At 66.8% G+C, this 21471-nt stretch carries 22 protein-coding genes; 5 read left to right on the top strand and 17 right to left on the bottom strand.

What is annotated here, in order from left to right; translation table 11 throughout:
• Positions 1-100 precede the first annotated feature (100 nt).
• Positions 101-643 (top strand): GtrA family protein, encoded by a 543-nt coding sequence (locus tag AB0L82_RS34690; RefSeq protein WP_364646265.1) that lies wholly within the window; start codon positions 101-103, stop codon positions 641-643.
• 99 nt (positions 644-742) lie between these two features.
• Here the strand turns inward: AB0L82_RS34690 and AB0L82_RS34685 are convergent, their stop codons facing one another.
• The 6 genes from AB0L82_RS34685 to AB0L82_RS34660 form a co-directional block, all read right to left on the bottom strand.
• Positions 743-2056, bottom strand: a complete 1314-nt coding sequence (locus tag AB0L82_RS34685; protein WP_364646262.1) for a HAMP domain-containing sensor histidine kinase — start codon at positions 2054-2056, stop codon at positions 743-745.
• 94 nt (positions 2057-2150) lie between these two features.
• Positions 2151-2840 (bottom strand): response regulator transcription factor, encoded by a 690-nt coding sequence (locus AB0L82_RS34680; protein ID WP_364646259.1) that lies wholly within the window; start codon positions 2838-2840, stop codon positions 2151-2153.
• Positions 2841-3079: 239 nt separating this feature from the next.
• Complete coding sequence (locus tag AB0L82_RS34675) at positions 3080-3466, bottom strand: hypothetical protein (protein ID WP_364646256.1); 387 nt, start codon at positions 3464-3466, stop codon at positions 3080-3082.
• 191 nt (positions 3467-3657) lie between these two features.
• Positions 3658-4977 carry a HAMP domain-containing sensor histidine kinase gene (locus AB0L82_RS34670; RefSeq protein ID WP_364646252.1) on the bottom strand — a complete coding sequence of 440 codons (1320 nt, stop codon included), beginning with the start codon at positions 4975-4977 and terminating at the stop codon, positions 3658-3660.
• A 153-nt stretch (positions 4978-5130) separates the two neighbouring features.
• A complete protein-coding gene (locus AB0L82_RS34665) occupies positions 5131-5808 on the bottom strand; it encodes a response regulator transcription factor (RefSeq protein ID WP_364646249.1) in 678 nt (225 codons plus the stop codon).
• Between the two features lie 9 nt (positions 5809-5817).
• Positions 5818-6354 carry a PH domain-containing protein gene (locus AB0L82_RS34660; RefSeq protein WP_364646246.1) on the bottom strand — a complete coding sequence of 179 codons (537 nt, stop codon included), beginning with the start codon at positions 6352-6354 and terminating at the stop codon, positions 5818-5820.
• Positions 6355-6528: 174 nt separating this feature from the next.
• On the opposite strand from AB0L82_RS34660, the gene AB0L82_RS34655 reads away from it, so the two are divergent.
• Positions 6529-7482 carry an acyl-ACP desaturase gene (locus AB0L82_RS34655; protein ID WP_364646243.1) on the top strand — a complete coding sequence of 318 codons (954 nt, stop codon included), beginning with the start codon at positions 6529-6531 and terminating at the stop codon, positions 7480-7482.
• Positions 7483-7555: 73 nt separating this feature from the next.
• Here AB0L82_RS34655 and AB0L82_RS34650 read toward each other — a convergent pair whose 3' ends face one another.
• Positions 7556-8356, bottom strand: coding sequence for a biotin--[acetyl-CoA-carboxylase] ligase (locus AB0L82_RS34650; protein ID WP_364646240.1), 801 nt, complete (start codon positions 8354-8356; stop codon positions 7556-7558).
• A gap of 98 nt (positions 8357-8454) precedes the next feature.
• On the opposite strand from AB0L82_RS34650, the gene AB0L82_RS34645 reads away from it, so the two are divergent.
• A complete protein-coding gene (locus AB0L82_RS34645) occupies positions 8455-8604 on the top strand; it encodes a hypothetical protein (RefSeq protein ID WP_364646237.1) in 150 nt (49 codons plus the stop codon).
• Between the two features lie 189 nt (positions 8605-8793).
• Here the strand turns inward: AB0L82_RS34645 and AB0L82_RS34640 are convergent, their stop codons facing one another.
• From AB0L82_RS34640 to AB0L82_RS34625, 4 genes are all read right to left on the bottom strand, one after another.
• Positions 8794-9141 (bottom strand): hypothetical protein, encoded by a 348-nt coding sequence (locus tag AB0L82_RS34640; protein ID WP_364646234.1) that lies wholly within the window; start codon positions 9139-9141, stop codon positions 8794-8796.
• Positions 9141-9539 (bottom strand): DUF1707 domain-containing protein, encoded by a 399-nt coding sequence (locus AB0L82_RS34635; RefSeq protein WP_364646231.1) that lies wholly within the window; start codon positions 9537-9539, stop codon positions 9141-9143. The genes AB0L82_RS34640 and AB0L82_RS34635 overlap by 1 nt, the downstream gene beginning before the upstream one ends.
• Positions 9540-9642: 103 nt before the next feature.
• On the bottom strand, positions 9643-11436 hold the full coding sequence (locus AB0L82_RS34630) for a biotin carboxylase N-terminal domain-containing protein (protein WP_364646228.1): 1794 nt from the start codon (positions 11434-11436) through the stop codon (positions 9643-9645).
• A 309-nt stretch (positions 11437-11745) separates the two neighbouring features.
• Positions 11746-12645, bottom strand: a complete 900-nt coding sequence (locus tag AB0L82_RS34625; RefSeq protein WP_364646225.1) for a sulfurtransferase — start codon at positions 12643-12645, stop codon at positions 11746-11748.
• A 165-nt stretch (positions 12646-12810) separates the two neighbouring features.
• On the opposite strand from AB0L82_RS34625, the gene AB0L82_RS34620 reads away from it, so the two are divergent.
• Positions 12811-13584 carry a transcriptional regulator gene (locus AB0L82_RS34620; protein WP_364646222.1) on the top strand — a complete coding sequence of 258 codons (774 nt, stop codon included), beginning with the start codon at positions 12811-12813 and terminating at the stop codon, positions 13582-13584.
• Here AB0L82_RS34620 and AB0L82_RS34615 read toward each other — a convergent pair.
• From AB0L82_RS34615 to AB0L82_RS34590, 6 genes are all read right to left on the bottom strand, one after another.
• Positions 13510-14199 carry a nucleoside triphosphate pyrophosphatase gene (locus AB0L82_RS34615; RefSeq protein WP_364646219.1) on the bottom strand — a complete coding sequence of 230 codons (690 nt, stop codon included), beginning with the start codon at positions 14197-14199 and terminating at the stop codon, positions 13510-13512. The two genes, AB0L82_RS34620 and AB0L82_RS34615, sit on opposite strands and share 75 nt — an antisense overlap.
• Before the next feature lie 84 nt (positions 14200-14283).
• The gene (locus AB0L82_RS34610) at positions 14284-14595 is read right to left on the bottom strand and encodes an acyl-CoA carboxylase epsilon subunit (protein WP_364646529.1); all 312 of its coding nucleotides are present in this window, start codon (positions 14593-14595) and stop codon (positions 14284-14286) included.
• A gap of 226 nt (positions 14596-14821) precedes the next feature.
• Positions 14822-16462, bottom strand: coding sequence for an acyl-CoA carboxylase subunit beta (locus AB0L82_RS34605; protein ID WP_364646216.1), 1641 nt, complete (start codon positions 16460-16462; stop codon positions 14822-14824).
• 160 nt (positions 16463-16622) lie between these two features.
• Positions 16623-17834 carry a beta-propeller fold lactonase family protein gene (locus AB0L82_RS34600; protein ID WP_364646213.1) on the bottom strand — a complete coding sequence of 404 codons (1212 nt, stop codon included), beginning with the start codon at positions 17832-17834 and terminating at the stop codon, positions 16623-16625.
• A gap of 162 nt (positions 17835-17996) precedes the next feature.
• Positions 17997-19337 (bottom strand): L-lysine 6-transaminase, encoded by a 1341-nt coding sequence (gene lat / locus AB0L82_RS34595; protein WP_364646210.1) that lies wholly within the window; start codon positions 19335-19337, stop codon positions 17997-17999.
• Positions 19338-19401: 64 nt separating this feature from the next.
• Positions 19402-19854: an Lrp/AsnC family transcriptional regulator gene (locus AB0L82_RS34590; protein WP_067562135.1), complete on the bottom strand. Its 453-nt coding sequence runs from the start codon at positions 19852-19854 to the stop codon at positions 19402-19404.
• Between the two features lie 58 nt (positions 19855-19912).
• Between AB0L82_RS34590 and AB0L82_RS34585 the strand changes: the two genes are divergently transcribed.
• Positions 19913-21442, top strand: coding sequence for an aldehyde dehydrogenase family protein (locus tag AB0L82_RS34585; protein WP_364646206.1), 1530 nt, complete (start codon positions 19913-19915; stop codon positions 21440-21442).
• Positions 21443-21471: the final 29 nt, after the last annotated feature.

The following is a 21471-nucleotide window of genomic DNA, read 5'->3' as shown; positions in this document are numbered from 1 at the left end:
CGAAGGAACGTGCGCTCACGTTCGTCAATGTTGTCATGGCACCGACCCCCTACAACCCGCGGGTTGCTCTCCGAGTCGGTAAGCGACGTAGACTCGGCTGGTGTCATTTGTCGACAAGGTCATAAACGTCCTGCCCACACCGCTGCGGGACCTCGCCGACCGCCATTCCGAACTGCTGAAGTTCGCGATTGTCGGGGCGACGACCTTCGTTATCGATATCGGGATTTTCTACCTGCTGAAGTGGACCGTACTGGACACCAAGCCGACGATCGCCCGCATCCTGTCGGGCACCATCGCGGTCATCGTGTCGTACATCCTCAACCGCGAATGGACCTTCGACAAGCGCGGCGGGCGCGAGAAGCACCACGAGGCGCTGCTGTTCTTCGCGGTCAGCGGCATCGGGGTGCTGCTGGCCAGCCTGCCGCTGTACATCTCCAGCTACGTGTTCGACCTGCGCCAGCCGAACGTCAGCTTCACCGTCGAGAACATCGCCGACTTCTTCAGCGCGTTCATCATCGGAAATCTGCTGCAGATGGCATTCCGATTCTGGGCCATGCGGCGCTGGGTATTTCCGGATGAAATGAAAGAACTCGAGGAAGAGTTCGAGGATCTGGTCAACGAGGAACAACTCGGACATAGTTAGAGCCTGAAAAGATAGCGGCCCACAACCTTTCGGTTGTGGGCCGCCGTCATATTCGGGGGTGTCGGGGCCCGCCGCGCCGAGAGCCATGCCCGGCCCGCGTCAACCTCGATCCACGACCAGCGTGACGGTCAGGCGGGCACCGCCCAGCGGGCTGTCGGCGAGAGTGGCTGCGCCACCGTGCAAGCGGGCCTGCTGGGCCACCAGGGCCAGGCCCAGGCCGCTTCCGGAGTTGGGGCTGGCACGCTGGAAACGCTCGAAGACCCGCTCGCGTTCGGACTCGGGGACACCGGTGCCGTCATCATCGATGGTGAGGGTGGCGATGCCGTCACTGCCGCGAGCGGCTATGTCGATTCTGGTGGCGGAGCCGTGCCGGACGGCATTGGTGATGGCGTTCTCGAGCACCGAGCGCAGACCCGCCGCCAGCCCGCGCAGGCGAATGGGTTCCACGCCTTCGGTTTCGATGGCGACGCCCGGATGCATGTGCACGGCGTCATCGACCACCTGATCGATGAGCTGGCCCAGATCCACGTCCTCCCAATCGGATTCGGTGGTCAGATCGCCGACGGCCAAGCGCTCCAAGGCATGCAGGGTCGCCTCGATCGCGGTTTGACCGGCGAGCACCTCATCCAGGATCTCGGTGCGCTCGGCCTCCGAGAGCGATATGGTGCGCAGCACCTGCAGATCGGTGCGCATGGCGGTCAACGGGGTGCGCAGTTCATGCGCGGCCGTCGCCGCGAAATCCCTTGCGGTGACCAGGGCTTCGCTGGTGTGCCGCCGCTCGACCGCGATCCGGTCCAGCATGGTGTTCATGGCATCGGCCAATTCCCTTGTCTCACTTGCCACCGGGCGCTTGGGCGGCTCCAATGCCAGCCGATCCCCCAGCCCGGCCGTCTCGGCGGTGAGACGGCGCAGCGGGGCCACCGCGCGCGAGGCGAAATACCAGCCGAGCAGGGCGGCCAGCGCGGTCGCCGCCACCCCGATACCGATGATCCGGGTGCGCTGCTTGGTCGCGGAATCCGTTGCGACGGTGCGGGGTACGGCCACGACGACGGTCTTGCCCGCCACCGGGAAGGTGCGCGCGAACTCCACCGCGGTCGAGGAATCCGCATCGGGGCCGCGTTGCAGATACAGCTCCGGACCGGGCGTCGCGGGCTGCGGCAGCGCATGCGCGCCCGGCACATCGGTCGTGACCAGCGGTGCGCTCGGATCCGTCGGCAACGCGGGCAGCGGCTGCGCCGGAGACAGCGCGATCGCATCCACCACCGATCCCACCTGCGTCTTGGCATCACTGCTCGCCACCGCGAACAACACCGTGCTCATCACCGCCACCACCACGGCCGCCGTCGCGGCGCTGGCCAGTGCGACGCGAGTGCGCAGCGATAACGGTCGGCGCAGCGGCGATCCCCACCTCATGCCGCACCGCCGAGGCGCACCGCGAGCCGTGGGGTCCGATCCCCACCCGCGCACCCCGGAAGCAATGCCGCGCCCGAATCACGACCTGCCTGCCTCATGCGTCGTCTCGCAGGACGAAGCCGACGCCGCGGACGGTGTGGATGAGGCGCGGGCTGCCGGTGGATTCGATTTTGCGGCGCAGGTAGGAGACGAACACGTCGACCACTTTCGTCTGGGTTTCGAAGTCGTAGCCCCAGACGCGATCCAGCAGCTGGGCGCGGGTGAAGACCTGGCCGGGGGCGGCGGCCAGGGCGGCGAGCAGATCGAATTCACGTTTGGTGAGATCCAGGCGGGCGTCATTGGCGTACGCGCGGCGGGCGCTCGGCTGAATACTGAGGGGGCCCACCGTGATTCGATCCGCCTCGGGCGCGGGCGCGGGGGCGCGGCGCAGCATGGCCCGCAACCGGGCGACCAGTTCGCCGAGGTCGAACGGCTTGGTCAGATAGTCGTCGGCCCCGGCCTCCAGCGCACCGATCCGATCGGTCACCTCCGCCCGCGCACTCAGCACGCAGATCGGAATATCGTTCCCGAACGACCGCAGCGCCGTCACCACCTGCACGCCGTCCAGCAGCGGCATATTCAGATCCAGCACCATCCCCTGCGGCGCGCTCGCGGTGATGCGCGCCAGCGCGGCGGCCCCGTCCGCGGCGGTCTCGACCTCGAACCCGGACAGCCGCAGCCCCCGCGCCACCGACGCCAGCACCCGCGCGTCATCGTCCACAACCAGAATCAGCGGACCACTCACAGCCCAGACCCTACTGACGCCACCCGTGCGGAAACTGTGAGCGAACCGCCGAGCCGCGCCACCAATTCACGCTCTTCGCTCACCGGGCGAATCGCCCCGGACCAGTGGTCACTCCCCGCGCTTCCGTACGACAATTCGGCCGAATCTCCCATTGATCGGTGGATATCTCCGCCGCGCACGCCATGCGGCAGCGCCATGGGTCCGGCGCGCGGACAGCTCGGCCGCGCGCCGGGAACGGATCAGCCCGCGCTGCCGGTGGACGGAGCGGGCAGCGCCGGGACGACCGGCGCGGCGGGATAGGTATCGCGCGGGACGATGGTGACGCCGTGCTGACCGGGCTCCAGCGGGGTCGCCGGAATCGCGCCGGGCGGCAGCTGGCCCGGACGGCCGCGCTGCACGGTGACATTGCCGTCCTCGTCCTTGGTCACCAGGACGGTCTCGGACGGGTCGGACGGGTACTGCACATTCGGATCCACCGGGATCACCACGCTGGGGCGAGCCACCTCGCCACCGGTCGCGTCCGGCTCGGCGGCATTGGCGACCGCCGGGGCCAACAGGGCAGCGAGCACGGCGACACCCGCGATTCCGCCCGCGATCGCGCCGCGGCGAACTGTGGTCTTCTGCATGGCAACTCCTTCGGTTCGTCGACGATCTCTCGCCGGTCTGTCTGACGAATCCGAAGGTATGGAGCAAGTTCTCAGCCCCGGCTAGCGAATGGTTAGGGAATCGATAGAGAACGCGACATCATCCCGGCACGGTGTTGGCGCGCCGGAATGACGGGGTGGACGTCGCCGAGGCGAGCCGGAAACGAGCGTCATCAACGTGGTTCGGTGACAGGACCGTTCGGGGCCGGGCGGGGGGAACCGCCGCTGGAGCCGAGGAATACGGCGAACAGGGCCGGGCGGCGGCGCTGGAGTTCCATGCGTCCGCCGTCGGCCTCGATGAGGGCACGGGCGAGGGCCAGGCCGACACCGGTGGAGCCCGCGGCCGAGAAGCCGCGGTCGAAGATGTGCGGGGCCAATTCATCTCGGACGCCGTCGCCTTCGTCGGCCACCTCGACCACGACGAGGGGTTCACGGGAGGCCAGACCGCCGGTAACCGTGCGGACCGAGACCGTGCAGGTCCCCCCGCCGTGCATGAGGGCGTTGTCGACCAGCACCGCGACCGCTTCACGCAGGCGGGAACCGGTGACGGGGGCGCGCAGGGTGGGGTCGCCGAGCAGCACCAGTTTGCGGCCCGCTTCCGCGAAGGGGTGCCGCCATTCCGCCACCACCCCACGGAGTTCCGCGACGACCGGCACCGGATCGCGATCCGCCGCGCCTTCGTCCCGGGAGGCGCGCACCAACTCGTCGATGGCGTCGGTGAGCCGATCCACCTGTGCCATGGCCTCTTCCGCCTCGTGCACGACGGCGGGATCGTCATGGGTGGAGAGTTCGTCCAGCCGCAGCCGCACGGCGGTGAGGCGACTGCGCAGCTGATGCGACACATCGGCGACGAGCGCGTGCTCACGTTGCAGCCGCCCCGCGATTTCGACTGTCGCGGAGTCCAATACGTCCGATACGCGATCGAGTTCGGTAATCCCGTGCCGCCGCGAATCCGCGCGGAAATCGCCCATCGCGAGGCGCGCGGCCCGCGCCGCCACATCGCGCAGCGGATCCGCCACCCGGCGCGCGGTCACCACCGCCACCGCGATGCCCGCGCCGAGCGAGATCAGCACCAGCGCCGCGACCGCGCCCAGTGCCTGCCGCTGCATCGAATGCATCGGCGCGGCAGGGGTTTCCAGCCGCAGCGATCCGGAGGTGCCCATGGCCAGGGATTCGGCCAGCGGATCCCGCACCTGATCCGCCCCCACATCGATGCGCGAGGCATTGTCCTGCGGCGTCGGATACACGATGGTGAGCCGCCCGTCCGGCGGAATCAACGGCCGCACCGACCGCAGATCCAGCTCCCCGTGCACCAGGCCGTCATCGCGCTCCTGCGCCACCACCTCCACCGCGATCCGATCGAGGCGATTGCGCAGTTCATTGCGCGAGATGTCCTCCACCCACTGCCACGCCGTGAAGGCCAGTGGCACACCGAGAACCAGTGTGGTGAGGGTGAGCGCGGCCACCATCGACAGCAGGATTCTGCGTCTCATCGTCGAGATGCCTCGCTTCGCTCGGCGTTCGATACGGATACGCCACGGCGTCGGCCGACGCCACAGCACGGACCTGCGGGTACGCCTGGGCGCGACCTGACTCGCGCGCTCTGGCGCAGGGGGGAGCATACGAAAAACCGGTCGCGGGAACCGCTAATCGGTGTTGAAGCGGAAGCCTACGCCGCGCACCGTCACGATCCGGCGCTCCGCCACCGGTCCCTCGTCACCGATCTTGCGGCGCAACCAGGACATGTGCATATCCAGGGTTTTGGAGCCGCGCAGATCGGCGTCACCCCACACCTCACGCAGAATGGTCTCGCGCGAAACCACCTGTCCGGCGCGGTCGATGAGCACCTTGAGCAGTTCGTACTCCTTATTGGCCAGATTCACCTCGAGGCCGTTCACGAGTACGCGGCGGGCGGCGGGTTCGAGCCGGATTCCACCCACCTCGACCGTTTCGTCCCCGATTCCGCTGCGCCGCAACAGCGCTCGCACCCGGGCGAGCAGTTCGGCGAGCCGGAAGGGTTTGCCGACATAGTCGTCCGCGCCGGCGTCCAGCCCGACCACGAAATCGACCTCGTCGGTACGCGCGGTGAGCATCAGCACCGCGAGATCCGCCCCGCGCGCCCGCACCTGGCGGCACACCTCCAGACCATCCATACCGGGTAGTCCGAGATCGAGAATCAGCAGGTCATGGCCGCCCTCGAGGGCGCGCTCCAATACGGCGGGACCGTAGCTCTCCACGGTCACCGCATAGCCCTCACGCCCCAGCGCTCGCGACAGCGGCGCGGCAATGGCCTCGTCGTCTTCGGCCAGCAGTACAGCGGTCACGGAGCAAGCCTACGGGTAGGCAGGCGGGGAACCGTGATTGCGCGGATCGTTTTGCACCACATCGAAGACTTGGTGATACAGCAGCGCGTGCACCTGCTGCACATGCGGAATGTCGTCGTACTCCAGCGGATCCTCCGACGCGGACCCGATGATGAGCGTGCCGGTGCCCAGAAGTCGATCGAACAACCTATGCCGGAACTGCACATTCGAGATGCGGTTCATCGGAATGTCGATACCGGTGTGGGTCAGCACGCCCTGCCGGATCAGCACCCGCCGGTCGGTGATGATGAAATGCGTGGACTTCCAGCGAATCAACGGGATGACGCTGCGCCACAACACAATCACCAGCCATAGCACCCCGATGCCGATCAACAGACCGGTCGCCACGTTGTCATTGGTATTGCGCGCGGCAACGCCCAACCCGAATCCGGCCAATGCGGTGATCAGGATGAAAGTTACAGCGGGCCAGAACAACATCTTCCAATGCGGATGACGATGTAGCACCAGCTGCTCCTCCGGCGCCAATGCTTCCTCTGGATAACCCATGTAAGCACCCTATCCCGCGGAGATGACAGAATGCCTCACGCCGAACACCGGTCTGGCGCACAATCGTGCGGCATCCGCGTAGCATCGGCGACTCAGATCTGCCTTTCGTCGAGCTGTCCCGCGCAACACCATTCCGGCCGCATTCAAAACCGGCGCATGACACAGGAGGCGTGTGTGACCCGAGAGTTGACCCAGCTGCAAATCTTGCGAGAACTCGAACCGGTGGCAGAGCAGAATCTGAACCGCCACCTGTCCATGGCGAAGGACTGGCACCCGCACGACTACGTGCCGTGGGATCAGGGCCGAAATTTCGCCGCCATGGGCGGACAGGACTGGGACCCTTCGCAATCCTCACTCAGCGAGGTCGCCAAGATCGCCATGGTCACCAACCTGCTCACCGAGGACAACCTGCCCTCCTACCACCGCGAGATCGCCGAGAACTTCTCCCAGGACGGCGCGTGGGGCACCTGGGTCGGCCGCTGGACCGCCGAGGAGAACCGGCACGGCATCGTCATCCGCGACTATCTGATCGTCACCCGCGGCGTCGATCCGGTCGCGCTCGAAGAGGCCCGGATGATCCACATGACCAATGGCGCACAGTCACCCGATGATTGGGGCGGGTTCCTGGAGAACGTCGCGTATGTGACGTTCCAGGAATTGGCCACCCGCATCTCGCATCGCAATACCGGACGCGTATGCAACGACGCCATCGCCGACCGCATGCTGCAGCGCATCGCCGCGGACGAGAACCTGCACATGATCTTCTACCGCACCCTCTGCGGCGCGGGCCTGGACCTGGCGCCCGATCAGGCCATGGAGGCGATCACCAAGGTGCTCACCAACTTCGTCATGCCCGGCGCGGGCATGCCGAACTTCCGGCGCAACGGCGTACTGATGGCCAAGCACGGCATCTACGATCTGCGCCAGCACCTGGAAGAGGTAGTGCAGCCGGTGCTCAAGAACTGGAATATCTTCGAGCGCAACGACTTCGGGCCGCGCGGCGACAAAGCACGGGAGATCCTGGCGGCGTACGTGCGGAAACTGGAAGCCGATACGGTCAAATTCGAGGAACAGCGCGACCGCCTGCTGGCCCGCGAAGCGGCCCGCGCCGAACTCCAAACCGTCTAGGCCGAACACCGAAATCGTCTAGCACCCATCGGAATACCCGTACACCCCGTCATCGCACGATGACGGGGTGCGCTCAGTATTCGGCGCGCAGGTGAGTGACGTCACCGGCGGAGACGGCGCGATCGCCGATCAACAGGCGGCCGTGCGCGTCGACACCGGTGGCGATGCCGGTGAGCACCTCACCACCCGGAATCTCGGCCTTGACCTGAGATCCGATGGTGGAGCAGCGATCCCGGTACTCGGCGGAAAGTTCGGCGGTGTTCCAGCCTGCCGCCTCCCAAGCGGTGAAGCGACGCGCGAACTCGCGCAGCATGGCCGCCGCCAGTTCGGTGCGGTCGGCGTCGCCCGCACCGGACAGCAGTAGCGAAGTCGCGTGCGGCACCGGCAATTCCGCCTCGGTCAGGCTGACGTTCAACCCGACGCCGATCACGATGGCGGGATCGGTTCCCGCCGCGGCGATCTCGGCGAGAATGCCGGACAGTTTGCGGCCGTCGACCAGAATGTCGTTGGGCCACTTCAGAATTGCCTTGACCCCGGTGGACGCGCGCACCGCGTCCACCACGGCCACCCCGGTCAGCAGGGGCAGCCAGCCCAAGACCTCAGGGTCGATACCGCGTGCCCGCACCAGGACCGACATGGCGATCTGCGCGCGCGGCGGGCTCACCCACTGCCGTTCGTGCCTGCCGCGGCCGCGCTCCTGCGCCTCGGCGATCAGCACCACCCGGTCGATGGTCGAATCGGCCGCACGCGCAACCAGGTCCGCATTCGTCGACCCGGTCGAGGTGACCACGTCGATCCCGGTGAAGAACGACCCCTCCGGCGAGGCGGCGAGACTGCTCCGCAGTCGGTCGATATCCAAGGCTGGCCTGTCCATGCCGCGAGGCTACTCCACCGGGTGCGACGGCCCCCGAGCCCCCGACCGGCATGCGCGGGCCGGCGGCCGGGGCGTCCGCCACGCGCATTTCGGCATCGGTGAGCGCGGCAGCGCACCCGCCGTTCGCGGCGGGTGCGCTGTCCTCGATCCCCCGGGTCTCGGTCCGGATCTCGTGTTCGGTGATGGTCGGCCGCGGCTCGGTGATGGTCCAGCTCGTGACCGCCGAGACCGCCGCGCGTTCTGCCTGATGTGTACTCCAGCCCCACATAACCGCTCCCCTGTAGTCGGCTTCGGATGCCACTCCAGGGTCTCGTGGAAAAGGGCTGCGCACCAATGATTTATGGCCCGGATAGCGCCGTAACAGGGCTCTGAGCTGGCGATTCAGGGGTGCTGGATTTGTCCGGACCGGACACGATCGCCGGTCCGGAGCCGGGATCTCAGGACGCGGCGACCGGTTCCAGGCCGAGGAATCCGGAGGTGAATCGGTGCACGGCGACCAGACCGTCATCGAGGGCCTCGCGATAGCCCTCGCGCACCCAGCCGGTGATCGCGGCGGTGCCGTCGGCTCCCGGGGTCACGCCGATCTCGGCGACCATCTCGGCGGTGGTCGGCACGCATACCGCCCACGAGTAGTGCGTCTCATCGGCCCACTGCGCGGTCCGCGTGGCGACGTAGCCGGGATCGGTGATGCCGCCGTCGGCCAGTGCGGGGCGATCGTCGATGCGCTCATCGGCCCGCAGTGCGCGCAAATACCAACTGCCCGCATTGATTTCGATGGGTTCCATCAGCGCTCCCGCCTCCGCTCCCGGCGCCCGCGCCGCTCATGATTGCCACCGCCGAACAACAGCGCACCCGCGACCGGAATCAACAGGAACACCCACCACTGATGCGTGACGAAGAACAGGATCACCGCCAGAATCGGCACCACCGGCATGATCCGCTGCGGCAGATTCCCGCCGAACCGCAATCCCCGCGTGGCCGGAACCGGCTTATCCAGCACCACCGCGGGCAGATCCGAGAACACCGGCTCCAGATCGCCACGCGTCATGGCGGCCGCGACAATCCTGCTGCGCTCATCGAATTCGGCCACGCTCAGCCGCCCCGCCGCGAAATTGTCGGACAGCCGCTTCATGGCCTCTTCCCGCTCCGCGGTGCCGATACGAATGTCCGGTGGTTCAGCCATGCAAAGACCTTAGCGCGACACCTGGAGAAACGTCCGGGCCGCTCACAGCTGTGAGCGGCCCGGACGGGAAAGCTGTTGCCGGACGGTCAGTTCCGGCGGGAGATCACTTGATCTCGGCGAGCACGGTGCCCTGGGTGATAGCCGCACCGGCCTCCACCGACAGGCCCGTGATGACACCGGCCTTGTGCGCGGTGACCGGGTTCTCCATCTTCATGGCCTCGAGCACCACGACCAGATCGCCGATCTCGACGGTCTGACCCTCTTCGACCGCGACCTTGACGACGGTGCCCTGCATCGGAGCGGTAACCGAATCACCGGAAGCACCCGCACCGGCCGCGCCGCCACGCTTGCGCGGCTTCGGCTTCTTGCGAATGACGCCCGCGCCGTTCGTGGAAGGCGCCGCGCCGACCGAGAACTGGCCCGGCAGCGACACTTCGAGGCGACGACCGCCGACCTCGACGACGACCTTCTGACGGGGAGCCTCGTCCTCGTCCTCGATCGGCACGCCACCGGTGTACGGCTCGATGGTGTTGGTCCAGTCGTTCTCGATCCACTTGGTGTAGACGTCGAACTTGGTGCCGTCGCCGATGAACGCCGGGTTCTCGACAATGTGGCGGTGGAACGGCAGCACCGTTGCCAGGCCCTCGATCTCGTACTCGGCCAGGGCGCGGGCGGCACGCTGCAGCGCCTGCTCGCGGTTCTCGCCGGTGACGATCAGCTTGGCCAGCATGGAGTCGAACTGACCGCCGATGACCGAACCCTCGACCACACCGGAATCCACGCGCACGCCGGGGCCCGCGGGCTCCTTGTAGACCACGACCGGGCCGGGGGCGGGCATGAAACCGCGGCCCGCGTCCTCACCGTTGATGCGGAATTCGAACGAATGCCCGCGCGGGATCGGATCCGACTTCAGTTCCAGCTCATGGCCTTCGGCGATGCGGAACTGCTGACGCACCAGGTCGATGCCCGCGGTCTCCTCGGTGACCGGGTGCTCGACCTGCAGGCGGGTGTTCACCTCGAGGAAGGACACGGTCTCGCCCTGCACCAGATATTCCACGGTGCCGGCGCCGTAGTACTCGGCTTCCTTGCAGATCCGCTTGGCGGAGGAATGGATCTTCTCGCGCACGGCATCGGACAGGAACGGGGCGGGGGCTTCCTCGACCAGCTTCTGGAAACGACGCTGCAGCGAGCAGTCACGGGTGCCGACCACGATCACATTGCCGTGCTTGTCGGCGAGCACCTGCGCCTCGACGTGGCGGGCCTTGTCCAGGTACTGCTCCACGAAGCATTCACCGCGACCGAAGGCGGCGATGGCCTCACGGGTGGCGGAGTCGAACAGCTCCGGGATCTCCTCGATGGTCTGGGCGACCTTCATACCGCGACCGCCACCACCGAAGGCGGCCTTGATCGCGACCGGAACGCCGTACTCCTTGGCGAACGCGACGACCTCGTCGGCGTTCTTGACCGGATCCTTGGTACCCGCGGCCATGGGGGCCTCGGCGCGCTGCGCGATATGACGGGCGGTGACCTTGTCACCCAGATCGCGAATGGACTGCGGCGACGGGCCGATCCAGATCAGACCGGCATCGATCACGGCCTGCGCGAAGTCGGCGTTCTCGGAGAGGAAGCCGTAACCGGGGTGGATCGCGTCCGCGCCGGCCTTGGCGGCGGCGTCGAGGATCTTGTCGAAGACCAGGTACGACTCGGCGGAGGTCTGCCCACCGAGCGCGAAAGCTTCATCGGCGAGCTTCACGAAAGGCGCGTCTGCGTCCGGTTCCGCGTACACCGCGACGCTGGCGATGCCCGCGTCCTTGGCAGCCCTGATCACGCGCACGGCGATCTCGCCTCGATTGGCTACGAGGACCTTCGTGATCTGCGCGTTGGCATGGTTGGGCACTGAGCCTCCTGTGCTGGAGATAACTTCGTCTTGGGCAGTGTAGGCAGTCTGCCAACAACAGCCGAACCGGGCTAGGGCTACCCATGGGTAGGCCCGAAGGGTGAGAATCACAACTTTCGTGACGCTCCAGGGTTTCGCCCCCGAAACCCCGTACTCGCGGGGCCACCGGGCTTCCGCCGGAACATCTGCGCGGGATGTTCGGGGAAGAACCTACCTTCGCATCACTATTCGCGCATAGGGCGGCCGGGGTTACCTCCACCCGGATCGCGCACGACCGGCCCGTTCGGCCCGCGCGGGATCACCGGACTGTCAGTCGCGCCGGATGATCTCCGGCAGCGCGCCGGGCTCCTCGCCGGTCACGATGGGCGCGCCGACCGCGTTCGACCATTCGGTCCAGGAGCCGTCGTAATTGCGGACGCCCTGCACACCGACGAGGTAGGTCAGGACGAACCAGGTGAGGGCCGACCAGCGGCCGATGCGGGAGTAGACCATCGGGGCGACGCCGTCGGACACCGCGCCGTAGATCACGTCGAGTTCGGCGCGCGGCCGGAAACGCGAGTCCGGGGCGACCGAAGCGCTCCACGGGATGCTGACGGCCGTGGGGATGTGCCCCGCGCGCAGCGCCTGCTCCTCGGGGCGGTCCAGTACGACGAGTTCGCCGGTGTACTCCTCGAAGACGCGGGCGTCGATCAGCGGTGCGCCCAGGTGCGCGATGACGTCGGAGCGGAAGGCGCGGGCGGTCTTGTCATCGCGTGCGGGGACCGGGTATTCGCTCGCGAGCGGGTACGGGACCTCGAAGGTGGTGTCGCGGGCCTCGGAGATCCAGGCATCCCGGCCACCGTCCAACAGGCGCACATCCTCGTGTCCGAAGAGGTCCATCACCCACAGGGCGGCGGCCGCGGTGCCATTGGCGCGATCACCGTAGAGCACCACGGTGTCGTCGCGGCCTATACCTTTGGCACGCATGAGCGCGGCAAAGGTTTCACCGTCGACGACATCGCGAGTTCGGGGATCGATCAACTCGTTTCGCCAATCGATCTTGATGGCCCCTGGGACATGGCCGATGTCGTATAGCAATATGTCCTCGTTGGACTCGATGATCTTGAGTCCCGGCGCGCCGATGTTTGCCGACAGCCATTCTGTGGTTACTAGTCGGTGAGGATGTGCGTAGGAACCGAACGAGTGATGCGGATCCGGGGCAACGGGCACAGTGTGGTCCTTCACGCGTGGTGGGTTGGGTATCGGCAGTTCGAATCTCAGCACCGATCGTAGGCAAGTGGCGGTAACGAAACTCGTTTCAGATCACGAATCGGATGATTGAGCGAATTAAGCGCAGCTTCATCCGATAAAGTCTCTCGAGAGGAGGGGTGAGCTATGTCCGATTCTTGGCCGCGACGACGTCTGCTCGCGATCCTACGTGGCGCCAGCGAGCCTCTCGACGCACAGGAACTGGCCCGCGTCACCGGCCAACATGTGACTACGGTGCGTTTCCATTTGGATGTGCTCACCCGGGAATCACTGGTACGCCAATTCCAACAGCCCCCGCGCGGCCGCGGCCGTCCGCGAATCGGATATACCGCCGTACAGCGATCGGTGGGCTATCAGGAATTGGCACAGGTGCTCGCCGATCAACTCGGCAGCGATCCGCGCCGCCGCTCGGACGCCGCCATTGCCGCGGGCCGGGTCTGGGGTTCCAAACTGGAATCGGTGGACCAACCGGTCGAAACACTGGAGGACGCACGGGATCTCACCGTCACCGTCGCCTCCGAACTCGGTTTCGCACCCGAACGCGATCCCGCCGGGGAGACCGAGGAGCATTCGCTCATTCGGCTCACCGCGTGCCCGCTGCGCGAACTCGCGCGCACCCACTCCGAAGTCGTCTGCGGCGTGCATTTGGGACTCATGCGCGAGGTGCTGGACCACAATGGCGCACGCGACACCGTCACGGTGCGGCTGCATCCCTTCGTGGAACCCGAATTATGTGTGGCGCGACTGGAATTGCTCGCGGCGGCCCGGACCACCGATGGCATCCCCGGCGTCGCGAACGACACCGAGGAACCGCGCCTGGCGACCTCAACGAGCCGGGTCGCGCCACAGCTGCGTAGCCCCGACGTCCACCTGGGCAAGCAGTCGACGAACCAGCGGTAGCCCGATCCCGATCACGCTGGACGGATCACCCTCGATGCGCTCCACGAACCAGCCGCCGAGGCCGTCCAGGGTGAAGGATCCGGCCACCTGCAACGGCTCGCCCGTCGCGATGTAGGCGTCCAGCTCCTCGGGTTCGGGTTTGGCGAAATGCACCGTGGTGGAACTGCAATCGGCCGCCTCGCCGACGATCTCGCCCGCGCGCAGGCGCAGTACGCAGTGCCCGGTGAGCAGATCGGCACTGCGCCCGGCCATTTCGGCCCAGCGCGCCCGCGCCACCTCGGGAGTGAGTGGTTTGCCCTGTAGCCGCCCGTCCACGAGCAGCATCGAATCACAGCCCACCACAACGGAATCGGTGAATTCACCGGCGGCGGGATCGGCCTCGGCGGCGATCACGGCGGCGATTTCGCGCGCCTTCGCTCGGGCCAGTTCGATCACCACGCGATCGGGTGTGGTGTCCGCGGGTAGGGCCGCGGCCACCGCGTCCTCATCGACGTGGGACACCCGGACCACCGGTTCGACTCCCGCATTGCGGAGTACGCCGAGCCGGGCCGGAGATTGGGAGGCCAGGACGAAAGTCGTCCCGGGCACAGCGTTCGTCTCGGTCACAGCGGTCATGGGCACAGCCTATTTGGAGCCGTGCCACGACCGGTCGGGCCGGTGGTCACGCACCGGCGCGGTCGGTCGCCTTTCGGCGTTCGGTCAGTCCTTCAGATGGGACAGGGCCGGGAAGGCGTAGGGCGAGAACGGCGCGGAGCCGCGGTGCAGCAGGGTCGGCCGACCCCACATATCGGCCGGGCCGTTATCGGGCGCGGCACTCGGGACGCTCGCGGCGGCCGCGAATACGGCCACCAGGGCGGCCAATTCGAGATCGCTGGGATTTCCCTTGATTACCTGGATGAGCGGACCGGCGCTCGACGGGTCAGCTTCGGCAACAGCCGTTTCGACCGTTTCCGTCAATCCATCGACGGCTAGATCCAGTTCGGCGGCGCGCAGTACTTCTTCGTCAGCCATGGTCGTCACAGCGCCAGTCCTCCTGTCCAATTCCGCGCGGGTGGCGCGGCTGTTCGCGGAAATGGGTTCGAATCCGCGAACGGTAATTTGTGGGCCCTCAACATCGAAGGCCCGTTCCTACCATCTTTGCTCGGATGGGGCGTTCTTGCGCGGTGTGCGGGTCCCGGTACGAGTGGTACCGGAGTCCCAACCTCAGTGTGCGCCCCATGAAGCGCTTATCGTCCGATCAGAGCGGAATGTTGCCGTGCTTCTTGGGCGGCAGGGTCACCATCTTGCGCTCCAGCAGCCGCAGCGCCGAGACGATCTGACCGCGGGTGTGCGACGGCGGGATGACCGCGTCGACATAACCCCGCTCGGCGGCCACATACGGGTTGACCAGCGTGTCCTCGTACTCGTTCTGGAGTTCGAGGCGCAGCGCGTCGACGTCGGCGCCCTCGGCGGCGGCATCCTTGAGCTGCTTGCGGTAGACGAATCCGACCGCGCCCGACGCGCCCATGACGGCGATCTGAGCGGTCGGCCACGCCAGGTTCACATCGGCGCCCATATGCTTGGATCCCATGACGTCGTAGGCGCCGCCGTAGGCCTTGCGGGTGATGATTGTGATCTTGCCCACAGTGGCCTCACCGTAGGCATAGAGCAGCTTCGCGCCGCGGCGGATGATGCCGTTGTACTCCTGGCCGGTGCCCGGCAGGAAGCCCGGAACGTCCACCAGGGTGATGATCGGGATATTGAAGGCGTCACAGGTGCGCACGAAGCGCGCGGCCTTCTCCGAGGCGTCGATATCCAGGCAGCCCGCGAACTGGGAGGGCTGGTTGGCCACGAAGCCGACGCTGCGGCCGTCGATGCGGGCGAAGCCGACGATGATGTTCATCGCGCGCTCGGCCTGCACCTCGAGGAATTCGTCGTCATCCACCAGGGCCTTGATGACCTCGTGCATGTCGTACGGCTGGTTCGGCGAATCCGGGATGATCGTGTCCAGCGCGATGTCGTCCTCGGTGAGGTTCTCCTCGATGGCGCCCGAGATCGGATCGGTGGCCGGGAAGCGCGGGGCCTCGGCGCGGTTGTTGCTCGGCAGGTAGCTCAGCAGGTCCTTGACGTAGTCCAGGGCGTCCTGCTCGCCGGAGGCGACGTAGTGCGCGACACCGGACTTCACCATGTGGGTGTGGGCGCCGCCCAGCTCCTCCATGGTGACCTCTTCACCGGTGACGGTCTTGATCACGTCGGGACCGGTGACGAACATCTGCGAGGTCTGATCGACCATGACGACGAAGTCGGTGAGGGCGGGCGAGTAGACGTGGCCACCCGCGGCCGGGCCCATGATGAGCGAGATCTGCGGGATCACGCCGGACGCCTGGATATTGCGGTGGAAGATCTCACCGTAAAGGCCCAGGGAGACAACGCCTTCCTGGATGCGCGCGCCCGCGCCCTCGTTGATGCCGACCAGCGGGCGGCCGGTCTTGAGCGCCAGATCCATGACCTTGACGATCTTCTCGCCGTACACCTCGCCGAGCGAGCCGCCGAACACGGTGACGTCCTGGGAGAAGATGCACACGTCACGGCCGTCGATGGTGCCGTAACCGGTCACCACGCCGTCGCCGAGCGGACGCTGGTTCTCCAGGCCGAAATTCACGCTGCGATGCCGGGCGAGCGCGTCGAGCTCCACGAACGAACCTTCGTCCAGCAGAGCGAGGATGCGCTCGCGCGCGGTCATCTTGCCCTTGGCGTGGACCTTGTCGACGGCGGCTTCACCCATCGGGTGCTTGGCTTCATCCAGCCTGTTACGCAGGTCAGCCAGCTTGCCGGCGGTGGTGTGGATATCGGGGGCGCCCGCCGACCCCGGCGAAGGCTGCTGCTGGACACTCGTCATGCCCGGGAGTGTAACCAGTACCAGTGCCCTCTGGTAATCCCGTCTTGCCTACTCGTCAGTATGGTTATTGACTGGCTGCCAGTAGAAACCCGCAGGTCGAGACTCGTTTTGACGCCGCAGGCGAGCTGTGGCCCGGGAAAAATATCTCGCTTGTGAATGGTCACCGCATCACCCCGGTGTGGCCTGTGGAATAGCGTCCGGGCTGCGGCCAGATGGTGAGTCCGTGCGCGCCCCGGCCAACGGGGATGCGGGCCAACAGCTTCCATTCCACGATGTCGATGGCGTAGACCTCGCCGTGATGACGGCCGGAGACCCAGAAGACGCGACCGTCCGCCGAGAGATTGCCCATATCGGGACTGCCGCCGCCCGGAATCTGCCACTTGCGAACCAGCTGATTCGTGGCGAAGTCCCATACCGAGATGGTCCCGTCATGGCGATTGGTGATGAGCATCGCGGTGGAATCGCGGGTGATGTAGAGCCCGTGCGTACCGTCGCCGGTGGGGACGAAGCCGGTGTTCTCGAAGGTGTTCGCGTCGAAGACGTGGATGCCGTTGGTGGCCATATCGGCGACGTAGAAGGCGCGGCCGTCCGGGGACAGCTTCACATCCTGCGGCATGGCCCCGCGGCCCTGCGGCAGGTCGACCATGCGAATCAGGCGCAGCTCCGCGATATCGACCACGGCCATGCGGCCGCTGAATTCACAGCTGACCAATGCGGTGCGGCCGTCGGCGGTGAAATCCATATGGTTGACGCCGCCGCAGTCGGGGACGGCGACCGCGTGCGACTTCTCCCAGGTGTGCGGATCGTAGAAATCGAGCGACCGGTCGGCTTCGGCGACCACGAGGGCGTATTTGCCGTCGGGGGTGAAATACATGTTGTACGGATCGCGCACCGGTATCGGCTCGCCCGCCTTACCGGTGCGCGGATCGATGGGCAGCAGACTGCCGCCGCCGATCGGCAGATCATTGTTGGCGTAGAGGGTTTGCAGATCGTACGAGGGCACCACGTGCTGCGGCTCCGACCCGCCCGCCGAATAGCTGTCGACGATCTGGAAGGTGGCGGGATCGATCACCGTGATGGTGTGCGATTCGCTATTGGGCACGTAGACCCGCGGCAAATGGTCTGCGACGGCCGGACTGAGCTCGCGGGTGCCCGCGTACACATCGGCGGGCGATAACGGCGGCGGCATGCCGGGCAGCAGATTCGCCTGCGGCGCAACGGTTGTGGGCGCGATCGCAGTCGAGGATGGGGCGGGCGTCGATGCCGCGGAGGTCCCGGTCACCTTGGCGTCGGTCGCCCCTTGGCCGCCCGAACATCCGGCCAACAGGGTCAGGGCGATGAGCAGAACGGGTCGAGTACCGCGCGCGATCACGCGATGCACCGTGTCATACCGGCATGGCGGCGAGCTGACATGTGGCCGAATGCTAGGAGGCCACACGGGGTTTCGCGGAGTTCCTGCCGGGTGTCGCGCGGCACGCACAATTCGGGCGCGGCGGTCAGCCGCGCCCGAATGCCCTATCCGCCGAGTGAAGGCTCAGCCGAGGATGCGCCCGAGCGCGTCGACGGCCTCGTCCAGTTCGGCGACGGTGACGGTGAGCGGGGGCCGGAAGCGGATACCGCGCTCCCCCGTGCCGAGGATGAGGATGTGTTCCTCCTCGCGCAGCCGGGTCACCACGTCATCGCGCAGTTGGGCGGTGTCGAGGGTGATGGCGCACATGAGGCCGCGTCCGCGCGGTTCGGTGACTTCCGCATGGGCGGTGGACAATTCGGTCAGTCGGCGCAGCAGATGCGCACCGAGTTCGCGGGCGCGCTCGTGCAGGGCCTCCTGTTCGATCACCTCGAGGATGCGGCGCGCCCGCACCATATCGGCGAGGTTGCCGCCCCAGGTGGAGTTGAGCCGGGAGCTGACGTGGAAGACGTTGTCGGGCACCTCGTCGATGCGCCCGCCCGCCATGATTCCGCAGACCTGGGTCTTCTTGCCGAAGGCCACCACATCGGGTTCCAGGCCGAGCTGCTGGTAGGCCCACATGCTGCCGGTCATGCCGACGCCGGTCTGCACCTCGTCGAGGATGAACAGCGCGTCGTTGGCGTGGCAGAGCTCCTGTACGGCGCGCAGGAATTCCGGTCGCAGATGCCGGTCGCCGCCTTCGCCCTGGATGGGTTCGGCGATGAAACACGCTATGTCGTCCGGGTTTTCGGCGAAGGCGCGAATGATCTGATCGAGGGCGTGCCGTTCCGCGGCCTCGATATCGGGATGCGCGTCGCCGATGTACGGGGTGTCGATGCGCGGCCAGTCGAACTTGGGGAAGCGCGCGGTCTTCACCGGATCGGTGTTGGTGAGCGAGAGCGTGTACCCGGTGCGGCCGTGGAAGGCGCCGGTCAGATGCAGCACCCTGGTGCCGAGTTCCGGTGCGCGCCCGTGCATTTCATTGTGCCGGGACTTCCAGTCGAACGCCGCCTTGAGGGCGTTCTCGACCGCGAGCCCGCCGCCGTCGATGAAGAACAGATGCGGTAGCCGGGGGTCGCCGAGGACACGCGCGAAAGTGTCCACGAATCCGGCCATTTCGACGGTGTAGACGTCGGAGTTGCTCGGCTTGTTCAGGGCCGCCGCGGTCAGGTTCGACAGGAAGCGGCGGTCACCGACCAGGGCCGGATGGTTCATGCCCAGCGCCGAGGAGGCGAAGAAGCCGAACATATCCAGGTAAGCCGTGCCGTCGCGGGCGTCGACCAGTCGGCGGCCGCGAGACTTTCGCAGGTCCAGCACTAGATCGAAGCCGTCCGCGAGGATGTTCTCGGACAGGATTTCATGCACCCGGGCGGGGGTGACCAGGGTCGTGTCGGCAACCGCCCCGAGCCGATCGAGTTCTAGGGTCACCACCCCAGCGTAAACGAACTTTTACGGTTTTGTCCGTAAGTTCCGAACTAATTACGAAAGCAACCTACTTGTCATAGAATGTCTGCAGAATGATGGTGCTTCGAGTCCGGACGTTGGCGGTCGCGCGAATTTCCTGCAGCAGCTGCTCCAGGTGCCGGGGTGAGGCCACTCGCACGAGCAGCATGTAGCTCTCGTCTCCGGCCACCGAATGGCAGGCCTCGATGCCCGGAATGTGCTGTAGCAGTGCGGGTGCGTCATCGGGCTGCGACGGGTCGAGAGGAGTGATGGCGACAAATGCCGACAGCATCTGCCCCAGAGCCTCCGGATCGACGTTCGCCGTGTAGCCGCGGATCACGCCGCGCGCCTCCAGCCGCCGGACACGCGACTGCACCGCTGACACCGAAAGGTTCGCCTTCTCGGCAAGATTGGAGAGTGTGGCGCGACCATCGGCTATCAGCTCACGGATCAGCAATCGATCGATGTCGTCGAGTTGTGGTTTCGCCGGTGTATCCGCCATCAGCGAAGGCTAACTCAGCGAACCGAACTCGTGGCCGGAACCCATACTGGAGCTGCCGATGAACCCTGTAATGATCGATGAATTGACCGGCGAGCCCCGCGCTCGCACCGAGTCGCTACTACGCGCGCTCGGCGCGAAAACCCCCGAACCGGGCGAGCTCTCGGTGCGCACGCCGATCACCGGCGGCGAATTGCTCACCCTGCGACCCAGTTCGGCGGCCGAGGTGGACGCCGCGATCGGGCGTGCGGCCGAGGCGTTCCGGGACTGGCGCACCGTGCCCGCGCCGCAGCGCGCCGCCGTGGTGCGGCGCTTGGCACAGCTGCTGGTGGAGCACCAGAACGAGCTGGGCGAACTGGTGACCCTGGAGGCCGGCAAGATCGGCGCCGAGGCGCGCGGCGAGGTCCAGGAGATGATCGACATCTGCGAGTTCGCCATCGGGCTCTCGCGGCAGTTGTACGGCAAGACCATGCCGTCCGAGCGGCCCGGGCACCGACTGCTGGAGACCTGGCATCCGCTGGGCGTGGTCGGGGTGATCTCGGCGTTCAATTTCCCGGTCGCGGTGTGGGCGTGGAATACCGCGCTCGCGCTGGTGTGCGGGGATACCGTGGTGTGGAAGCCGTCGGAGATGACGCCGTTGACGGCGCTGGCGTGCCATTCGCTGCTGCGGCGGGCGGCGGCCGATGTCGGCGTCAATCCCGAAGTGCACCAGTTGATTCAGGGCACGGGCGAGGTCGGCGCACAGCTGGTCGACGATCCGCGCGTCGCACTGGTGAGCGCCACCGGATCGGTGCGGATGGGGCGGATGGTGGCCCCGCGGGTGGCCGAGCGGTTCGGGCGCTGCCTGCTGGAATTGGGTGGCAATAACGCGGCGGTGGTGACGCCGTCGGCGGATCTGGATCTGGCGGCGCGCGGCATCGTCTTCGCGGCGGCGGGGACGGCCGGGCAGCGCTGCACCTCGCTGCGGCGGCTGATCGTGCACGCGGATGTGGCCGGGCCGCTGCTGGATCGCATCTCCTCGGCGTATCGGCAACTGCGCGTCGGCAATCCGCTCGAGGAGGGGGTGCTGGTCGGACCTCTGATCAACGGCCGCTCCTATGACGCGATGCGGGACGCGCTGGCGCGGGCACAGGCCGACGGCGGTGAATTGCTGTGCGGGGGTGAGCGAGTCGACGGTTTCGGCGAGGACGCGTACTACGTCCGGCCCGCCATCGTGCGCATGCCCGCGCAGACCGCGGTGGTGCGCGAGGAGACCTTCGCGCCCATTCTCTACGTGCTCACCTATCACGATCTCGATACCGCGATCGAACTGCACAATGGGGTGCCGCAGGGGCTTTCGTCGTCCATCTTCACGCAGAACCAGCGCGAGGCGGAGCGGTTCCTGGCCGCGGACGGATCCGATTGCGGTATCGCCAATGTCAATATCGGCACCTCGGGTGCGGAGATCGGCGGCGCGTTCGGCGGCGAGAAGCAGACCGGCGGCGGCCGCGAATCCGGTTCGGATTCGTGGCAGGCGTATATGCGGCGGGCCACGAACACCGTCAACTACTCCACGGAACTGCCACTGGCGCAGGGCATTCAGTTCGGCTGACCTGCCTGGTTGACCGAAAGGCAACGGCC

Origin of the sequence: Nocardia sp. NPDC052001 (assembly GCF_040680615.1) — a bacterium.
Classification (GTDB): domain Bacteria; phylum Actinomycetota; class Actinomycetes; order Mycobacteriales; family Mycobacteriaceae; genus Nocardia.
The sequence above is the reverse complement of the archived record's forward strand: the minus strand, read 5'-3'. Positions and strand labels throughout refer to the sequence as shown.

Excerpts from the sequence above, each read along its gene's own strand:
- AB0L82_RS34685 (WP_364646262.1), bottom strand. The coding sequence starts at position 2,056 with ATGAGGTGGGGATCGCCGCTGCGCCGACCGTTATCGCTGCGCACTCGC.
- AB0L82_RS34675 (WP_364646256.1), bottom strand. The coding sequence starts at position 3,466 with ATGCAGAAGACCACAGTTCGCCGCGGCGCGATCGCGGGCGGAATCGCG.
- AB0L82_RS34670 (WP_364646252.1), bottom strand. The coding sequence starts at position 4,977 with ATGAGACGCAGAATCCTGCTGTCGATGGTGGCCGCGCTCACCCTCACC.
- AB0L82_RS34660 (WP_364646246.1), bottom strand. The coding sequence starts at position 6,354 with ATGGGTTATCCAGAGGAAGCATTGGCGCCGGAGGAGCAGCTGGTGCTA.
- AB0L82_RS34650 (WP_364646240.1), bottom strand. The coding sequence starts at position 8,356 with ATGGACAGGCCAGCCTTGGATATCGACCGACTGCGGAGCAGTCTCGCC.
- AB0L82_RS34640 (WP_364646234.1), bottom strand. The coding sequence starts at position 9,141 with ATGGAACCCATCGAAATCAATGCGGGCAGTTGGTATTTGCGCGCACTG.
- AB0L82_RS34635 (WP_364646231.1), bottom strand. The coding sequence starts at position 9,539 with ATGGCTGAACCACCGGACATTCGTATCGGCACCGCGGAGCGGGAAGAG.
- AB0L82_RS34620 (WP_364646222.1), top strand. The coding sequence starts at position 12,811 with ATGTCCGATTCTTGGCCGCGACGACGTCTGCTCGCGATCCTACGTGGC.
- AB0L82_RS34615 (WP_364646219.1), bottom strand. The coding sequence starts at position 14,199 with ATGACCGCTGTGACCGAGACGAACGCTGTGCCCGGGACGACTTTCGTC.
- AB0L82_RS34610 (WP_364646529.1), bottom strand. The coding sequence starts at position 14,595 with ATGGCTGACGAAGAAGTACTGCGCGCCGCCGAACTGGATCTAGCCGTC.
- AB0L82_RS34605 (WP_364646216.1), bottom strand. The coding sequence starts at position 16,462 with ATGACGAGTGTCCAGCAGCAGCCTTCGCCGGGGTCGGCGGGCGCCCCC.
- AB0L82_RS34590 (WP_067562135.1), bottom strand. The coding sequence starts at position 19,854 with ATGGCGGATACACCGGCGAAACCACAACTCGACGACATCGATCGATTG.
- AB0L82_RS34585 (WP_364646206.1), top strand. The coding sequence starts at position 19,913 with ATGAACCCTGTAATGATCGATGAATTGACCGGCGAGCCCCGCGCTCGC.